Origin of the sequence: Comamonas sp. Tr-654 (assembly GCF_011752915.1) — a bacterium.
In the GTDB taxonomy this organism is placed as follows: domain Bacteria; phylum Pseudomonadota; class Gammaproteobacteria; order Burkholderiales; family Burkholderiaceae_C; genus Comamonas.
Genome location: NZ_VWWQ01000005.1, coordinates 143,451 through 157,982, shown reverse-complemented (window position 1 = coordinate 157,982; position 14,532 = coordinate 143,451). Strand labels below are relative to the sequence as shown.

At 61.7% G+C, this 14,532-nt stretch carries 14 protein-coding genes; 8 read left to right on the top strand and 6 right to left on the bottom strand.

The window, feature by feature from the left end:
* Positions 1–13: 13 nt before the first annotated feature.
* The 4 genes from sdhA to F3J24_RS16400 form a co-directional block, all read right to left on the bottom strand.
* Positions 14–1,819, bottom strand: coding sequence for a succinate dehydrogenase flavoprotein subunit (sdhA, locus tag F3J24_RS16415; protein ID WP_167008568.1), 1,806 nt, complete (start codon positions 1,817–1,819; stop codon positions 14–16).
* Between the two features lie 33 nt (positions 1,820–1,852).
* Positions 1,853–2,218, bottom strand: a complete 366-nt coding sequence (gene sdhD / locus F3J24_RS16410; protein WP_003053214.1) for a succinate dehydrogenase, hydrophobic membrane anchor protein — start codon at positions 2,216–2,218, stop codon at positions 1,853–1,855.
* A gap of 41 nt (positions 2,219–2,259) precedes the next feature.
* A complete protein-coding gene (gene sdhC / locus F3J24_RS16405) occupies positions 2,260–2,685 on the bottom strand; it encodes a succinate dehydrogenase, cytochrome b556 subunit (RefSeq protein ID WP_167008565.1) in 426 nt (141 codons plus the stop codon).
* A gap of 146 nt (positions 2,686–2,831) precedes the next feature.
* On the bottom strand, positions 2,832–3,623 hold the full coding sequence (locus tag F3J24_RS16400; protein ID WP_003053218.1) for a GntR family transcriptional regulator: 792 nt from the start codon (positions 3,621–3,623) through the stop codon (positions 2,832–2,834).
* A gap of 229 nt (positions 3,624–3,852) precedes the next feature.
* Here F3J24_RS16400 and F3J24_RS16395 point away from each other — a divergent pair, with 229 nt between their 5' ends.
* The 5 genes from F3J24_RS16395 to acnB all read left to right on the top strand — a co-directional run bounded on the left by F3J24_RS16395 (position 3,853) and on the right by acnB (position 9,954).
* Positions 3,853–4,842: a malate dehydrogenase gene (locus F3J24_RS16395; RefSeq protein ID WP_167008562.1), complete on the top strand. Its 990-nt coding sequence runs from the start codon at positions 3,853–3,855 to the stop codon at positions 4,840–4,842.
* A gap of 14 nt (positions 4,843–4,856) precedes the next feature.
* Positions 4,857–5,681: a trans-aconitate 2-methyltransferase gene (tam, locus tag F3J24_RS16390; protein WP_167008559.1), complete on the top strand. Its 825-nt coding sequence runs from the start codon at positions 4,857–4,859 to the stop codon at positions 5,679–5,681.
* Positions 5,678–6,682 carry a CoA ester lyase gene (locus F3J24_RS16385; RefSeq protein ID WP_167008556.1) on the top strand — a complete coding sequence of 335 codons (1,005 nt, stop codon included), beginning with the start codon at positions 5,678–5,680 and terminating at the stop codon, positions 6,680–6,682. The genes tam and F3J24_RS16385 overlap by 4 nt, the downstream gene beginning before the upstream one ends.
* A gap of 31 nt (positions 6,683–6,713) precedes the next feature.
* Complete coding sequence (locus tag F3J24_RS16380) at positions 6,714–7,271, top strand: hypothetical protein (protein ID WP_003053222.1); 558 nt, start codon at positions 6,714–6,716, stop codon at positions 7,269–7,271.
* Between the two features lie 97 nt (positions 7,272–7,368).
* The gene (acnB, locus tag F3J24_RS16375; protein ID WP_167008554.1) at positions 7,369–9,954 is read left to right on the top strand and encodes a bifunctional aconitate hydratase 2/2-methylisocitrate dehydratase; all 2,586 of its coding nucleotides are present in this window, start codon (positions 7,369–7,371) and stop codon (positions 9,952–9,954) included.
* An 82-nt stretch (positions 9,955–10,036) separates the two neighbouring features.
* Here acnB and F3J24_RS16370 read toward each other — a convergent pair whose 3' ends face one another.
* A complete protein-coding gene (locus F3J24_RS16370) occupies positions 10,037–10,897 on the bottom strand; it encodes a helix-turn-helix domain-containing protein (protein ID WP_205244817.1) in 861 nt (286 codons plus the stop codon).
* A 140-nt stretch (positions 10,898–11,037) separates the two neighbouring features.
* Between F3J24_RS16370 and F3J24_RS16365 the strand changes: the two genes are divergently transcribed.
* The 3 genes from F3J24_RS16365 to F3J24_RS16355 all read left to right on the top strand — a co-directional run bounded on the left by F3J24_RS16365 (position 11,038) and on the right by F3J24_RS16355 (position 13,700).
* On the top strand, positions 11,038–11,460 hold the full coding sequence (locus F3J24_RS16365) for a hypothetical protein (protein ID WP_167008548.1): 423 nt from the start codon (positions 11,038–11,040) through the stop codon (positions 11,458–11,460).
* Between the two features lie 248 nt (positions 11,461–11,708).
* Complete coding sequence (locus F3J24_RS16360; protein ID WP_003053226.1) at positions 11,709–12,389, top strand: 7-cyano-7-deazaguanine/7-aminomethyl-7-deazaguanine transporter; 681 nt, start codon at positions 11,709–11,711, stop codon at positions 12,387–12,389.
* 291 nt (positions 12,390–12,680) lie between these two features.
* Complete coding sequence (locus F3J24_RS16355; protein WP_167008545.1) at positions 12,681–13,700, top strand: cytochrome-c peroxidase; 1,020 nt, start codon at positions 12,681–12,683, stop codon at positions 13,698–13,700.
* A 130-nt stretch (positions 13,701–13,830) separates the two neighbouring features.
* On the opposite strand, the gene bfr is transcribed toward F3J24_RS16355, so the two are convergent.
* On the bottom strand, positions 13,831–14,295 hold the full coding sequence (gene bfr / locus F3J24_RS16350; RefSeq protein ID WP_167008542.1) for a bacterioferritin: 465 nt from the start codon (positions 14,293–14,295) through the stop codon (positions 13,831–13,833).
* Positions 14,296–14,532 lie beyond the last annotated feature (237 nt).

Here is a 14,532-nt window from a genome sequence, read left to right as displayed (position 1 = left end):
GTGGGCTGCTGAATTAGAACGTGCGGACCTTGGGAGGAACGCTGGCAACGGTCAGGGGCTTGAGGTTCACAGGCTTGTAGGACAGGCTGTTGGTGGCGCTGTCCCACAGGGTGTGCTTGAGCCATTCCTTGTCGTTGCGGCCCAGCGGGAATTCGGCGTGGTCGGCAGGGTGCTCGTAGTCGTACACGGTGTGTGCGCCACGGCATTCCTTGCGGGCTGCGGCCGAGGTCATGGTGGCTTGCGCCACTTCGATCAGGTTGTCCACTTCCAGGGCTTCCATGCGGGCGGTGTTCCACACCATGGACTTGTCCTTCAGGGTCACGGAGCTGACCTTGTCGCGGATCGCGTTGATCTTGGCGACGCCTTCGTCCATGCTCTTTTGCGTGCGGAACACGCCAGCATGCGTCTGCATGGACTGACGGATGTCGCCGGCGACGTCCTGGGCGTAGGTGCCTTCCTTGGAGTCTTGCAGCTGGTTGAGGCGGGCGAGGGTGCGGTCAGCGCCGTCGGCGGGCGCTTCATGGTGAGCGCCGAAGCCGTTGACGAATTCCACGATGTGCTTGCCGGCAGACTTGCCGAAGACCAGCAGGTCCAGCAGCGAGTTGGTGCCCAGGCGGTTGGCGCCGTGCACGGACACGCACGAGCATTCGCCCACGGCGTAGAGGCCGTTGACCACATTGTTCTGCTGACCGTCCCAGACCACGACCTGACCGTTGATGTTGGTGGGGATGCCACCCATCTGGTAGTGGATGGTGGGAACCACGGGGATGGGTTCCTTGGTGATGTCCACGTTGGCGAAGTTGTGGCCGATTTCTTCCACGGAAGGCAGGCGCTTGCGGATGGTTTCAGCACCCAGGTGGTCCAGCTTCATCAGGATGTAGTCCTTGTTGGGACCGCAGCCGCGACCTTCCTTGATCTCCTGGTCCATCGAGCGCGACACGAAGTCACGTGGTGCCAGATCCTTCAGCGTGGGAGCGTAACGCTCCATGAAGCGCTCGCCTTCGCTGTTCAGCAAAATCGCGCCTTCGCCGCGGCAGCCTTCGGTCAGCAGCACGCCAGCACCGGCCACGCCGGTAGGGTGGAACTGCCAGAATTCCATGTCCTGCAGAGGAATGCCTGCGCGAGCAGCCATGCCCAGGCCGTCACCGGTGTTGATGAATGCGTTGGTCGAAGCCTGGAAGATACGGCCGGCACCACCGGTGGCCAGCAGCACGGCCTTGGCGTGCAGTTCGTACAGATCGCCGGTTTCCAGTTCCAGTGCGGTCACGCCGACCACATCGCCCTGGGTGTTGCGGATCAGGTCCAGCGCCATCCACTCCACGAAGAAGTTGGTCTTGGACTTGACGTTCTGCTGGTACAGCGTGTGCAGCATGGCGTGACCGGTACGGTCGGCCGCAGCGCAGGCGCGCTGCACGGGCTTTTCGCCGTAGTTGGCGGTGTGGCCGCCGAAGGGACGCTGGTAGATGGTGCCGTCGGCATTGCGGTCGAAAGGCATGCCGAAGTGCTCGAGCTCGATCACGACGTTTGGCGCCTCACGGCACATGAACTCGATGGCGTCCTGGTCGCCCAGCCAGTCGGAGCCCTTGATGGTGTCGTAGAAGTGATAGTGCCAGTTGTCTTCGCTCATGTTGCCCAGCGAAGCGGACACGCCGCCTTGGGCAGCCACAGTGTGCGAGCGAGTGGGGAAAACCTTGGACAGCGAGGCGACGGACAGACCGGCGCGCGACAGTTCCAGCGCAGCGCGCAGGCCGGAGCCGCCGGCACCGACGATCACAACGTCAAACTTGCGCTTGGTGATATTTGCTTTGGAGTAGCTCATTCTTAACCTTCAATCGTGGAGACTGTGTCTCAATCAGAGACGCCACAGAACCTGGATGCCCCAGCCGATGCAGCCGACCAGCCAGACAATGGTGACCACTTGCAGTGCAAGGCGCAGGCCCACGGGCTTGACGTAGTCCATCCAGATGTCACGCACGCCGATCCAGGCATGCCAGCCCAGAGCCACGAAGAGAGCCAGGGTCAGGAACTTCATCCACTGGGGCGAAAAAATGCCGGCCCACTGCTCGTAGCCCACGGGGCCGCTGACCGTCAGAAAGCGCACCAGCAGCACAACGGTGTACAGCGCCATCAGGACGGCGGTGGAGCGTTGAGCGAGAAAGTCGCGGGTGCCATAGTGCGCGCCGACAACGGTGCGCTTGGAGCCGTAATTCACGGACATGGTTGTTTCCTTATCGTGAGGTGTTATTGACTGGGCGCTGATCAGTACAGACCAAACAGCTTGGCGCCAAGCACCACGGTCAGGGCAACGCTGATGCACAGCACGACTGCGGCGGTGGACTTGCCGGTCTGCTTGTTAACGGCATGGTGGTTCACGTCCATCACCAGATGGCGAACACCTGCGCAGAAATGGTGCAGATAGGCCCAGATCAGAGCCAGGCAGACGAGCTTGGCAAACCAGCCAAAGGGACCTGCGAATACCGACGTGAAGGAATCAAACGAAATTTCCGACGAGATCGAGTGGTCGAACATCCAGATGATGAACGGCAGCAGGATCGCCATCAGCAGGCCGCTGATGCGGTGCAGGATGGACACGATGCCTGCCAGGGGCAGGCGATAGGTCGGTAGGTCCGAGAAGAAGTTGATATTGCGGAACTCTGGCCGCTGTTTTGCTTTTTGCTCTGTCATGGCAGGGTACTTTCGTGGATGTAACTGCGTTGTAATCGCTAGTGCGAAGCGACACAAAATTCTATTGCAATGCAGCAGAATCCGTTAGCCGAATTTGCATAGCAGATGATTGGGCTCTGTTGCAATCAACGCTTTTACGGGGGGATTCAGTTCAAAGCATTGCGGTAATGATGGGTGTCGGTGCGGTACAGGCCGCGCCGTAACTCCATGGGAACATCGTTGTATGTGTAAGCAGTTCGCTCCACGCTGAGTAGCGGCGTGGTGCTGGGAATGTTCAGCAACTGGGCTTGCTCGGCATCCGGCAGAACGGCGCGAATTTTCTCGTCGGCCCGCACCATGCGAACGCCATAGACCAGCTCGAACATTGCGTAGGTGGGGCCCTGGTAGCTGGACATCTGCTCGGCCGTCAGCCCCTTGAAGGCGTTGCCAGGCAGCCAGATGTCCTCCAAAATAGTCGGGATTGCGGCAAAGGACAGGGTGCGGCGCACATGCATCACGGCGTCGCCGGTGCGCAGGGCCAGGGCGCGGGCCACCTCGGCGGGCGCGCGCAGGCGGCGGCACTCCAGGATGTGGCGCTCTGCGCGGCCTTCGCCCTGCAGGTCGCCGGCATCGGGGCGCAGATTCAGAAAGCGGTACTGCACCTGCTGGGCGGCGTGAGTGGCCACAAACGTGCCCTTGCCCTGGCGGCGCATGACCAGATTTTCGGCGGCCAGTTCATCGATTGCCTTGCGCACCGTGCCCTGGCTGACCTTGAAGCGGGCTGCCAGCTCCATTTCACTGGGAATCAGTTCTCCGGGGCGCCATTCGCCAGCTTCCAGGCTTTGCAGGATCAGGCCCTTGATCTGCTGGTACAGAGGGCTGAAGGCTGGGGTGGAGACGCCGGCGCCACCGCTATGGCTGGCGTTGTTGTCCGGGGCTGTGTTGTGAGGGGTCGGCATAGTTGGTTTTGAAGGTATCGCCTCCGCGATGCGATGCACAAAAACAGTCGATTTGACTCTGGTCGCTAAGTGAAGATCATATCTTATATAAGACATAAGACAAATTGACCGGGCTTTGATTTCAGCAGTACACTTGCCGCATGTTTGCGGAGCTTGCGCTACTGGTGGTTACGCTGGTGCAACCTGGCGCCCATAACATCTCACTTTTTTCCAATCTTGGAGTTTCACCATGAGCAAGAAGCCCGTCCGTGTCGCCGTTACCGGCGCAGCTGGCCAAATCGGTTACGCCCTGTTGTTCCGCATCGCCTCCGGCGAAATGCTGGGTAAAGATCAGCCCGTTATTCTGCAACTGCTGGAAATCCCCGACGAAAAGGCTCAAAACGCTCTGAAGGGCGTGATCATGGAGCTGGAAGACTGCGCCTTCCCTCTGCTGGCCGGCATCGAAGCCCATGCCGACCCCATGACCGCCTTCAAGGACACAGACTACGCTTTGCTGGTGGGCGCTCGTCCTCGTGGCCCCGGCATGGAGCGTGCCGACCTGCTGGCTGCCAACGCCCAGATCTTCACCGCCCAGGGCAAGGCTCTGAACGCCGTGGCTTCGCGCAATGTCAAGGTTCTGGTGGTGGGCAACCCCGCCAACACCAATGCCTACATCGCCATGAAGTCGGCTCCTGATCTGCCCGCCAAGAACTTCACCGCCATGCTGCGCCTGGACCACAACCGCGCTGCTTCCCAGCTGGCTGCCAAGGGCGGCTTCAAGGTTGGCGACATCAGGAAGCTGACCGTGTGGGGCAACCACTCGCCCACCATGTACGCCGACTACCGCTTCGCCACCGTGGACGGCAAGTCCGTGAAGGAAGCCATCAACGACCAGGAATGGAATGCCAACGTGTTCCTGCCCACCGTGGGCAAGCGTGGCGCCGCCATCATCGCTGCTCGCGGCCTGTCGTCGGCTGCTTCGGCTGCCAACGCTGCCATCGACCACATGCGTGACTGGGCCCTGGGCTCCAACGGCGAATGGGTCACCATGGGCGTGCCTTCCAACGGCGAGTACGGCATTCCAGCCGGTATCGTGTTCGGTTTCCCCGTGACCACCACGGCTGACGGCGAATACAAGATCGTCGAAGGTCTGGAAATCGATGCCTTCTCGCAAGAGTGCATCAACAAGACTCTGGCTGAGCTGCAAGGCGAGCAAGACGGCGTCAAGTACCTGCTGTAAACAGCGCAAAACCTATGCAAGACTGGAACCCCGCGCTGTATCTGCGCTTTGCCAATGAGCGCACCCGCCCTGCGGCAGAACTGCTGGCAAGAGTACCTTCCAGCTTGCATTCACCTGCTCGCAGCCTCCACATCGTGGATCTGGGCTGCGGGCCGGGCAACTCCACCGAACTTCTGGTGGAGCGTTTTCCCGGCGCCGATGTGCTCGGTGTCGACAATTCCGAAGCCATGCTGGAGACTGCGCGAAAGCAGTTGCCGCAGGCCAGGTTCGAGGCCGGTGATATTGCCTCCTGGGCACCTGCTGAAGGTGAGCCAGCGCCTGATCTGATTTATGCCAATGCCTCCATCCAGTGGGTGGGCGAGCATGAGAGCCTGATTCCCCGCCTGTTTTCGCTGCTGGCGCCCGGTGGCGTGCTGGCAGTGCAGATGCCCGACAACCGTCAGGAACCCTCGCACCGAAACATGCGCGAAGTCGCGCAGCTGCCACGGTTTGCGACGCACATCGGGAATGCGAGCAAGGTGCGTACCGAGATTTTGCCCATAGGGGTGTATTACGACCTGCTGGCAGCGCCCCAGCCGGCGGCTCCCGCCAACGAGGCTGCGAGCGTCGATGTGTGGCACACCATCTACCAGCATCCCATGGACTCGGCTGCAGCGATTGTGCAGTGGCTCAGCAGCACGGGCCTCAAGCCTTTCGTGGAAGGTTTGCCCCAGGAGCTGCAGGCCGAGTATCTGAGCGAGTATCAAAACCGCATCGATGCGGCTTATCCGGAGCGAGCCGATGGCAAGCGTCTGCTGGCTTTCCCACGACTTTTCATGGTGGCTCAGCGCAAGTCATGACGAAAGAACTGGTTCATCCCGCCACCGTGCTGCTTGACGCTCAGGGTGGCGCTCAGCGTCTGCCGATCTGCGACCACTACAGTGGCGTTGAAGCACGCATGCGCAAAAGCCTGCAGTTGCAGGCCGAGATGATGCAGGAGTTCGGCACCTGCGTGTTCGACGTGACGCTGGACTGCGAGGACGGCGCTCCCGTCGGCCAGGAGGCCGAGCATGCACGTCTGGTCGTCGAGCTGGCCAACGGCGCCGCTGCAGGCGCGCGCGTGGCAGCCCGGGTGCATGCGGTGGACCATGCACATTTCCAGGCCGACATGGACATCATCGCCGGTGGAGCCGCAGGCCGGCTCTGCCACATCATGATTCCCAAGGTGGAGTCGGTGGGTGACGTCATCAAGGCTGAAGCAGCGCTGCAGCGCGCGACAGACAAGCCTGTGCCGCTGCATGTCCTGATAGAGTCGCCCGCTGCCGTGCAGCAGGCCTTCGACATTGCGGCCCACCCGGCCGTGCAGAGCATCTCCTTCGGCCTGATGGACTTTGTCTCGGCCCATGGCGGCGCCATCCCGGCCTCTGCCATGACGGCGCAGGGCCAGTTCGAGCATCCGCTGGTGGTGCGCGCCAAGCTCGAGATTGCGGCGGCCTGCCATGCCCACGGCAAGGTGCCGTCGCACTGCGTGGTCACCGAATTCAAGAATCCTGAAGCTTTGCAGGCTTGCGCGCAAAAAGCCTCGCGGGAGCTTGGCTACACACGCATGTGGAGCATTCATCCCGACCAGATTCGACCGATCCTGCGTGCTTTTTCTCCTGCCGAGGATGAAGTCAGGCAGGCGGCACAAATACTTACCTCTGCAGCGGTGCAGAATTGGGCGCCCATCAGTTTTGGTGGTGTACTACACGACCGCGCGAGCTACCGCTATTTCTGGCAGTTGCTGGAGCGCGCTCACCAGACGGGGCAGGTCTTGCCGGTTGAGGTTCAACCCTGGTTTGCCCTGGCTCCAACCCATTGAACTCATAACAAGTCTGCAGGAGCTAAATCCTATGAAGACCCTCATCGCCACTTTGATGATTGCCGCTCCCCTGGTCGCAATCAGCCACTCCGCCGTGGCACAAACCGCTCCCAAGGCCAAGACTGCCGCTGCCAAGAAGGCTCCCGCTGTCAAGAAAGCTCCCGCCAAGGGCAAGGCCGCCGCTGCGGCTGCTGCCGGCGCGGGCGCTGCTGCCGTGGCCGCCGGCCCGGCTTCCGCAGCCCTGGGCACGGAAGAGCTGGCCGTGGCCGAGCGCGTGCACAAGGGCCGCATCGCCTGCGAGCTCGGTGCCTATGTGAATGTGAATGCCGACACCGCCAACCCCGGTTACTTCATCGTGGACGGCCGCGGCTTCAAGTACCACATGGCTCCCGTCAAGACTTCCACGGGCACGGTGCGCCTGGAAGACAAGGCGGCCGGTGCCGTGTGGCTGCAGATCGCCAACAAGTCCATGCTGATGAACCAGAAGGCCGGGCAGCGTCTTGCGGATGAATGCATGAGCCCCGAGCAGCAGCAAGTGGCCGAAGCGATCCGCAAGAACCCACCTCCCAGCCTGCTGGACAGCAAATAAGTCTGGCGAGGCTGAGGACTGGCGTATCGCACATGCGTCAGTCCTGTAATTCGCGCTCCACGCGCAGCCTTTTTTAAAAAACCATTGGAGAGAACCCATGTTGAAAGCCTACCGTGACCATGTGGCAGAACGCGCCGCACTGGGCATCCCCCCGTTGCCTCTGGATGCCAAGCAGGTCGCCGAGCTGATCGAGCTGATCAAGAACCCACCCGCTGGTGAAGACGCGTTCCTGATGGATCTGCTGACCCATCGCGTGCCGCCCGGCGTGGATGATGCAGCCAAGGTCAAGGCTTCCTTCCTGGCTGCCGTGGCTCACGGCGACCTGAAGGTGGGTCTCATCTCCAAGGCCAAGGCCACCGAGCTGCTGGGCACTATGGTGGGCGGCTACAACGTGCACCCCCTGATCGAGCTGCTGGACGATGCCGAAGTGGCTGGCGTGGCTGCCGATGCGCTGAAGAAGACACTGCTGATGTTCGACTTCTTCAACGACGTGGCAGACAAGGCCAAGGCCGGCAATGCCAAGGCCAAGGAAGTGATGCAAAGCTGGGCCGATGCCGAGTGGTTCACTTCGCGTCCCAAGGTCGAGGAAAAGATCACCGTCACCGTCTTCAAGGTGCCTGGTGAGACCAACACCGACGACCTGTCGCCCGCTCCCGATGCCTGGAGCCGTCCCGACATTCCTCTGCACTACCTGGCCATGCTCAAGAACACGCGTCCCGACGCTGCGTTCAAGCCCGAAGAAGACGGCAAGCGCGGCCCCATGCAGTTCATCGAAGACCTGAAGAAGAAGGGCCACCTGGTTGCCTACGTAGGTGACGTGGTCGGTACCGGTTCTTCGCGCAAGTCCGCCACCAACTCCATCATCTGGGGCACGGGCGTGGACATTCCCTTTGTTCCCAACAAGCGCTTTGGCGGCGTGACGCTGGGTGGCAAGATCGCTCCCATCTTCTTCAACACGCAGGAAGACTCCGGCGCTCTGCCCATCGAAGTCGATGTTTCCAAGCTGGAAATGGGCGACGTGATCGACGTGCTGCCCTACGCCGGCAAGATCGTCAAGAACGGCGAAACCGTGGCTGACTTCCAGCTCAAGTCCGACGTGCTGCTGGACGAAGTGCAAGCCGGCGGCCGTATCAACCTGATCATCGGCCGTTCGCTGACCGCCAAGGCTCGCGAAGCCCTGGGCCTGCCCGCGTCCACCGAGTTCCGCCTGCCCCAGGCGCCTGCTGCTTCTAACGCTGGCTTCACGCTGGCCCAGAAGATGGTCGGCCGCGCCTGCGGTCTGCCCGAAGGCCAGGGCGTGCGCCCCGGTACTTACTGCGAACCTCGCATGACCACCGTCGGTTCGCAAGACACCACCGGCCCCATGACCCGCGACGAGCTCAAGGATCTGGCCTGCCTGGGCTTCTCCGCCGATATGGTGATGCAGTCCTTCTGCCACACGGCGGCTTATCCCAAGCCCGTGGACGTGAAGACCCACCGCGAACTGCCCAACTTCATCAGCAACCGAGGCGGCGTGGCCCTGCGTCCTGGTGACGGCGTGATCCACAGCTGGCTCAACCGTCTGCTGCTGCCCGACACCGTGGGTACCGGTGGCGACTCCCACACCCGTTTCCCCATCGGTATCTCCTTCCCAGCAGGCTCCGGTCTGGTGGCCTTCGGCGCCGCTACCGGTGTGATGCCTCTGGACATGCCCGAATCCGTGCTGGTGCGCTTCAAGGGCGAAATGCAGCCTGGCGTGACCCTGCGCGATTTGGTGCACGCAATTCCTCTGTACGGTATCAAGCAAGGTCTGCTGACGGTTGCCAAGGCTGGCAAGATCAACGAATTCTCGGGTCGCATCCTGGAAATCGAAGGCCTGCCAGATCTGAAGGTCGAGCAAGCGTTCGAACTGTCCGACGCTTCTGCCGAGCGCTCTGCCGCCGGTTGCACGATCAAGCTGAACCCTGAGCCGATCAAGGAATACCTGACATCGAACATCGTTCTGATGAAGAACATGATCGCTGACGGTTATGCCGACGCCAAGACTCTGCAGCGCCGTATCGAAAAGGTCGAAGCATGGCTGGCCAAGCCCGATCTGCTGGAAGCCGACAAGAACGCTGAGTACGCTCACGTCATCGAAATCGACATGTCCGACATCAAGGAACCCATCGTTTGCTGCCCGAACGATCCTGATGATGCCAAGACCCTGTCTGACGTGGCCGGCGCCAAGATCGACGAAGCCTTCATCGGCTCCTGCATGACCAACATCGGTCACTTCCGCGCTGCAGCCAAGCTGCTGGGCGGCCAGCGTGACATCCCCGTCAAGCTGTGGGTGGCTCCTCCCACCAAGATGGACCAGGACGAGCTGATCAAGGAAGGTCACTACTCTGCCTTCGGTACTGCTGGTGCTCGTACAGAAATGCCCGGCTGCTCGCTGTGCATGGGTAACCAGGCTCAAGTGCGTGAAGGTGCGACTGTCATCTCGACTTCCACTCGTAACTTCCCCAACCGTCTGGGCAAGAACACCAATGTGTATCTGGGCTCGGCCGAGCTGGCAGCCATCGCTTCGCGTCTGGGCTACCTGCCTTCCAAGGAAGAGTACCTGAAGGAGATGGGCGTGATCGATGCCGACAAGGCCTCCGTCTACCGCTACATGAACTTCAACGAAATCGCCGAGTACGCTGAAGTGGCGGCCAAGATCTAAGCGCTCAGGCGCCAGATGACAGGGCCTTCAAGGGCCCGACCCCAAAGCCCGCAGGATGCAAGTCCTGCGGGCTTTTTACTTTTCAGGCCGTGCGCCGGGCCTGCAGCCGCTGCAGCGCCTGTTGTGTCTCGGCATTTGCGGGAAAGAACGATTCCACGGCCAACTCCTGCAGTGTCACGTCCACGGGCGTGCCGAAGATGGTGATGGTGCTGATGAAGCTCAGCGTGCCCAGATCGGTGTGCAGCTCGAAAGGCACGGCGATATGGCTGGCGACCGGGCTGGCAGCAGCACTGGCGGCTGCCGCGCCATGGGCTGCGAACGGATAGGCTGCGATTTCGTCATGCAGTGCCTGCAGCTCGCTGTCTGCCGTGGCGGCGATCTGCTGCTGCAGGCGATGCAGTAAATGGGCGCGCCACTGCGCGGAGTTGGCCAGACGAGGCCCCAGTCCCTCGGGGTGCAGGCTCAGGCGCAGCACATTCACGGGTGGCTCCAGCAGCCAGGGCGCCACGCCGTCCAGCAGCAGCGGCACGACGGCATTGGCGGCCACCAGATTCCAGTGTCTATCCACGGCCAGGGCCGGGTTGGGTTCGTGCCCTTTGAGCACCAGCTCTACTGCCTGGCGCGCGGCGGCCAGATCGGGATGGTCCAGCGGGCGGGCCTGGTACATGGGCGCAAAGCCCGCCGCCACCAGCAATGCATTGCGCTCACGCAGCGGCACCGACAGGCGCTCGGCCAGGCGCAGCACCATCTCGCGGCTGGGCTGGGCGCGCCCTGTTTCCACATAGCTCAGGTGGCGTGTCGAGATCTCGGCCTCCAGTGCCAGCCCTTGCTGGCTCAGCCGACGGTGCTGGCGCCAGTGGCGCAGGTGTTCGCCGAACGGCGCGCGTGCACCGGGCGGCAGGTGAGCGGCATGAAAAGAAGAGGGGGCGGTGCTGGAAGTCATGGTCGCATCGTAGTGGCAGGCCGCACATGCAGCCATGACCTGCGAGGTTATCGACGCTGTGCGCGCGGCTGGCAATCATGGACCCCAGCAGCCGGCACAGGGCCGGTCGCAAGAACTTGATTTCAGAACAGGAGTCTTCCATGTCCCTCTTTGCTTCTCCCCGTTTTCTGCGTCTTGTGATGTGGGCTGATGCGGCCTCCTGTGCCGCCACCGGTGCGCTGCAGCTGGCCCTGCAGCGGCCGCTGGCCGATCTGACGGGTCTGCCGCCTTTGCTGCTGACGGCAACAGGTCTTTTCCTGCTGGTCTATGCATCGGCCGCTGCCTGGATGGCGCGTCGCCAGCCCCTGCCGCGCACGCTGATCGGTCTGGTGGCTCTCGGCAATCTGGGCTGGGCACTGGGCTGCGCGGTCCTGGTGTTTGGCTCAGGTCTGGCGCTCAGTGCCTGGGGCCTGGCCTGGGTGGCGGCGCAGGCGGTTGTGGTGCTGATCCTGGCCGATCTGCAGTGGGCAGGGCTGCGTGCCACGCGCCATCAGGCCAGGCAGGAGGCGCAGCTTGCGCTTTGAGTGGTGCAGAAAAGGATAGCGGCTAGCGCCTGCCATCTATTGAATGTGGGCTGATTTGGTGTTGAAAACATGGATTGGCAGGCGCTACAAGCTATGCTTTTCGTTATATCCGCCATGTGTCCGGGCGGATAAGCGGGCCAAGGGAGGCAGAGATAATTCCGTACCGCGTAAAATTCACGGTTGCGCCGCGCTGGCGTACTCTTCGCAACCATGGGTTCCCTCGCCCCCATCGACCAAAAAGGACTGTCATGACATCCGCTCATGCCGTGCAGACGCAAGCGTCGCGCGTGCCGTTTTACCTCTCCGTTCTCGTCGCGTTCCATATCGCGCTGGTCATCGCCAGCAACTATCTGGTGCAACTGCCCATCACGCTGCTGGGCTTTCACAGCACCTGGGGCGCCTTCAGCTTCCCCTTCATCTTTCTGGCCACCGACCTGACGGTGCGCCTGATCGGCAAGACCGCGGCGCGGCGTGTCATCATGCGTGCCATGCTGCCCGCGCTGGTGGTGTCCTATGTGGTGGGCGTGCTGTTCCACGAGGGCCGCTTCAATGGCTGGGAGGCGCTGCAAAGCTTCAACGGCTTTGTGTTCCGCATTGCACTGGCCAGCTTTGCCGCCTATGTGCTGGGCCAGTTGCTGGATATTCAGGTCTTCGACCGCATCCGCCAGAAAAGCCATTCATGGTGGCTGGCTCCGGCGGCCGCGTCGGTGTTCGGCCAGGTGCTGGACACCGCGGCCTTTTTCTCCATCGCCTTCTGGAATAGCTCCGATGCCTTCATGGCGGCCAACTGGGTGGAAATCGCCATGGTCGACTATGTCATCAAGCTGGGCGTGAGCCTGCTGCTGTTCGTTCCCGCATATGGCGTGGTTCTGGCGGCCATCGTGCGCAGCATGAAGGTGCAGGTCGCGCCCGCAGCGGCGATGCGCTGAGCGGGCTGCGGGCAGTCGGCCTTGATCGGCTGTCCATCGCCCTATTTGAATTTGATACAGGGCCGCATCTCGCACTCCGCGAGAGTCTCGACCCACCCGGGATTGATTCATCCGGGGTTGACCTATCCGATGCTGCTTGCACTCGGATCTTGTGTTTGCTCAACGAGTCAATAGGGGTACTCCTTAAGAATAACCATGCAGCCGGCATTGGTGCATCTCTGTGATGTGCCGGTGCTGAGGGCTCAGCGGTATCGCGTTCCTCAGCAGGCTGCGCAAGAAAAGGAGTTCCCGATGAAAAACAAGCCCACCTCCAGCCAGCACTTCAGGAGATTCGTGCTGGGTGCCGTATCCGCCGCCGCCATGATGGCCGGCACTCTCGCATCGGCTCAGGAACCCGTGCAGCCCATCAAGGCGCACCGGGTCACGGAGCCCGCCAAGGTCGAACTCGGCAAGAAGCTCTTCTTCGATCCACGGCTGTCGCGCTCAGGCTTCATCTCCTGCAACTCATGCCACAACCTGAGCATGGGCGGTTCGGACAATCTCAAGACCTCGATCGGCGACAAATGGCAAAAAGGCCCCATCAATTCGCCGACGGTGCTCAACTCCAGTCTGAACTTGGCCCAGTTCTGGGACGGGCGTGCCAAGAACCTGCGCGAGCAGGCGGGCGGCCCTATCGCCAACCCCGGCGAAATGGCCTTCACGCATGATCTGGCCGTGGACATGCTGCGCTCTATTCCGCAATATGTGGCCGAATTCAAGAGCGTGTTCGGCAGCAACAAGCTGACGATAGAGGAAGTGACAGCGGCGATTGCGGCCTTCGAGGAAACGCTGGTCACGCCCCATGCGCGCTTCGACCGGTGGCTTGAGGGCGATACGAAAGCCATCAGCGCCCAGGAACTGCGCGGCTATCAGCTGTTCAAGAACTCGGGTTGCGTGGCCTGCCACAACGGCGTGAACTTTGGCGGGGCCTCGTTCCAGAAGATGGGGCTGGTCGAACCCTACAAGACCGACAATCCGGCAGAGGGACGTGCTGCCGTCACGGGCAACGATGCGGAGCGCTTCAGCTTCAAGGTTCCAACGCTGCGCAATGTGGAGCTGACCTATCCCTACTTCCACGACGGTGCGGCTGACACCCTGGCGCAGGCAGTGGACACCATGGGCCGCATCCAGCTGGGCAAGAAGTTCAGCAAGAGCGAGAACGCCGACATCGTCGCGTTCCTGAAGACGCTGACCGGCGAGCAGCCCAAGCTGGTGCTGCCCATACTGCCGCCTTCCAGCGATGCCACCAAGCGGCCCCAGCCCTTCGAGTGAGCCCGGCTTGCCGGCCTTGCTTGCCGCCCGCCATGGGCGGCAGTGATGGTTGCCGAGTTCGTCTCCTGCCCATGAAAAAGGCCGTCTTCAAGGACGGCCTTTGTCTTTCTCCGCGTTGCGTCGCAGAGGCTCAGGTCTGGCTCTGCAGATAGTTCTGCAGTCCGATCTTGTCGATCAGACCCAGCTGCTTTTCCAGCCAGTAGGCGTGGTCTTCCTCGGTATCGTGCAGCTGGGTCAGCAGGATGTCGCGGCTCACATAGTCGCGGTGCTGCTCGCACAGCGCCACGCCTTGCTGCAGGCCGGCGCGCACCTCGTATTCGGTGTCCAGATCCTTGCGCAGCATCTCGGGCACGGTTTCGCCAGGCGTGAATTCCTTGGGGCGCATGTCGGGGCGGCCGCCCAGCATCAGAATGCGGCGCAGCAGCGCATCGGCGTGCTGGGTTTCCTCCTGCATCTCATGATCCAGACGCGTGAACAGCTTGGCAAAGCCCTGGTCTTCATAGATGCGCGAGTGTGCGAAGTACTGGTCGCGCGCTGCGAGCTCGCCGCGCAGCAGGTCCTTGAGGTAGACGACGACGTCGGGATGGCCTTGCATATTTGTTGTTCTCGGTGAATTTGTGAAGCCTGGAGTATCCTGCGACCAGCCTCGGGAATCAAAGTCAGCTATCAATTCCCGAGCGCAAGCGCTCTGGATGCGGGCTGTAAGCAGATGCATTCGCATTGCTGACATCGTGCAGGCCCCATTTGCCCGCAAGCCCTTGTGCCTGATTTCCGGCCCGGTTCACCGACGAGAAGGCCAGACCTGCATTTTCAATATGCCGCCAAAGCAGAC

What these genes read in the sequence shown, in the direction of transcription:
- sdhA (WP_167008568.1), bottom strand. Translation starts at nt 1,819, where the DNA reads ATGAGCTACTCCAAAGCAAATATCACCAAGCGCAAGTTTGACGTTGTG.
- sdhD (WP_003053214.1), bottom strand. Translation starts at nt 2,218, where the DNA reads ATGTCCGTGAATTACGGCTCCAAGCGCACCGTTGTCGGCGCGCACTAT.
- sdhC (WP_167008565.1), bottom strand. Translation starts at nt 2,685, where the DNA reads ATGACAGAGCAAAAAGCAAAACAGCGGCCAGAGTTCCGCAATATCAAC.
- F3J24_RS16400 (WP_003053218.1), bottom strand. Translation starts at nt 3,623, where the DNA reads ATGCCGACCCCTCACAACACAGCCCCGGACAACAACGCCAGCCATAGC.
- F3J24_RS16395 (WP_167008562.1), top strand. Translation starts at nt 3,853, where the DNA reads ATGAGCAAGAAGCCCGTCCGTGTCGCCGTTACCGGCGCAGCTGGCCAA.
- tam (WP_167008559.1), top strand. Translation starts at nt 4,857, where the DNA reads ATGCAAGACTGGAACCCCGCGCTGTATCTGCGCTTTGCCAATGAGCGC.
- F3J24_RS16385 (WP_167008556.1), top strand. Translation starts at nt 5,678, where the DNA reads ATGACGAAAGAACTGGTTCATCCCGCCACCGTGCTGCTTGACGCTCAG.
- F3J24_RS16380 (WP_003053222.1), top strand. Translation starts at nt 6,714, where the DNA reads ATGAAGACCCTCATCGCCACTTTGATGATTGCCGCTCCCCTGGTCGCA.
- acnB (WP_167008554.1), top strand. Translation starts at nt 7,369, where the DNA reads ATGTTGAAAGCCTACCGTGACCATGTGGCAGAACGCGCCGCACTGGGC.
- F3J24_RS16370 (WP_205244817.1), bottom strand. Translation starts at nt 10,897, where the DNA reads ATGACTTCCAGCACCGCCCCCTCTTCTTTTCATGCCGCTCACCTGCCG.
- F3J24_RS16365 (WP_167008548.1), top strand. Translation starts at nt 11,038, where the DNA reads ATGTCCCTCTTTGCTTCTCCCCGTTTTCTGCGTCTTGTGATGTGGGCT.
- F3J24_RS16360 (WP_003053226.1), top strand. Translation starts at nt 11,709, where the DNA reads ATGACATCCGCTCATGCCGTGCAGACGCAAGCGTCGCGCGTGCCGTTT.
- F3J24_RS16355 (WP_167008545.1), top strand. Translation starts at nt 12,681, where the DNA reads ATGAAAAACAAGCCCACCTCCAGCCAGCACTTCAGGAGATTCGTGCTG.
- bfr (WP_167008542.1), bottom strand. Translation starts at nt 14,295, where the DNA reads ATGCAAGGCCATCCCGACGTCGTCGTCTACCTCAAGGACCTGCTGCGC.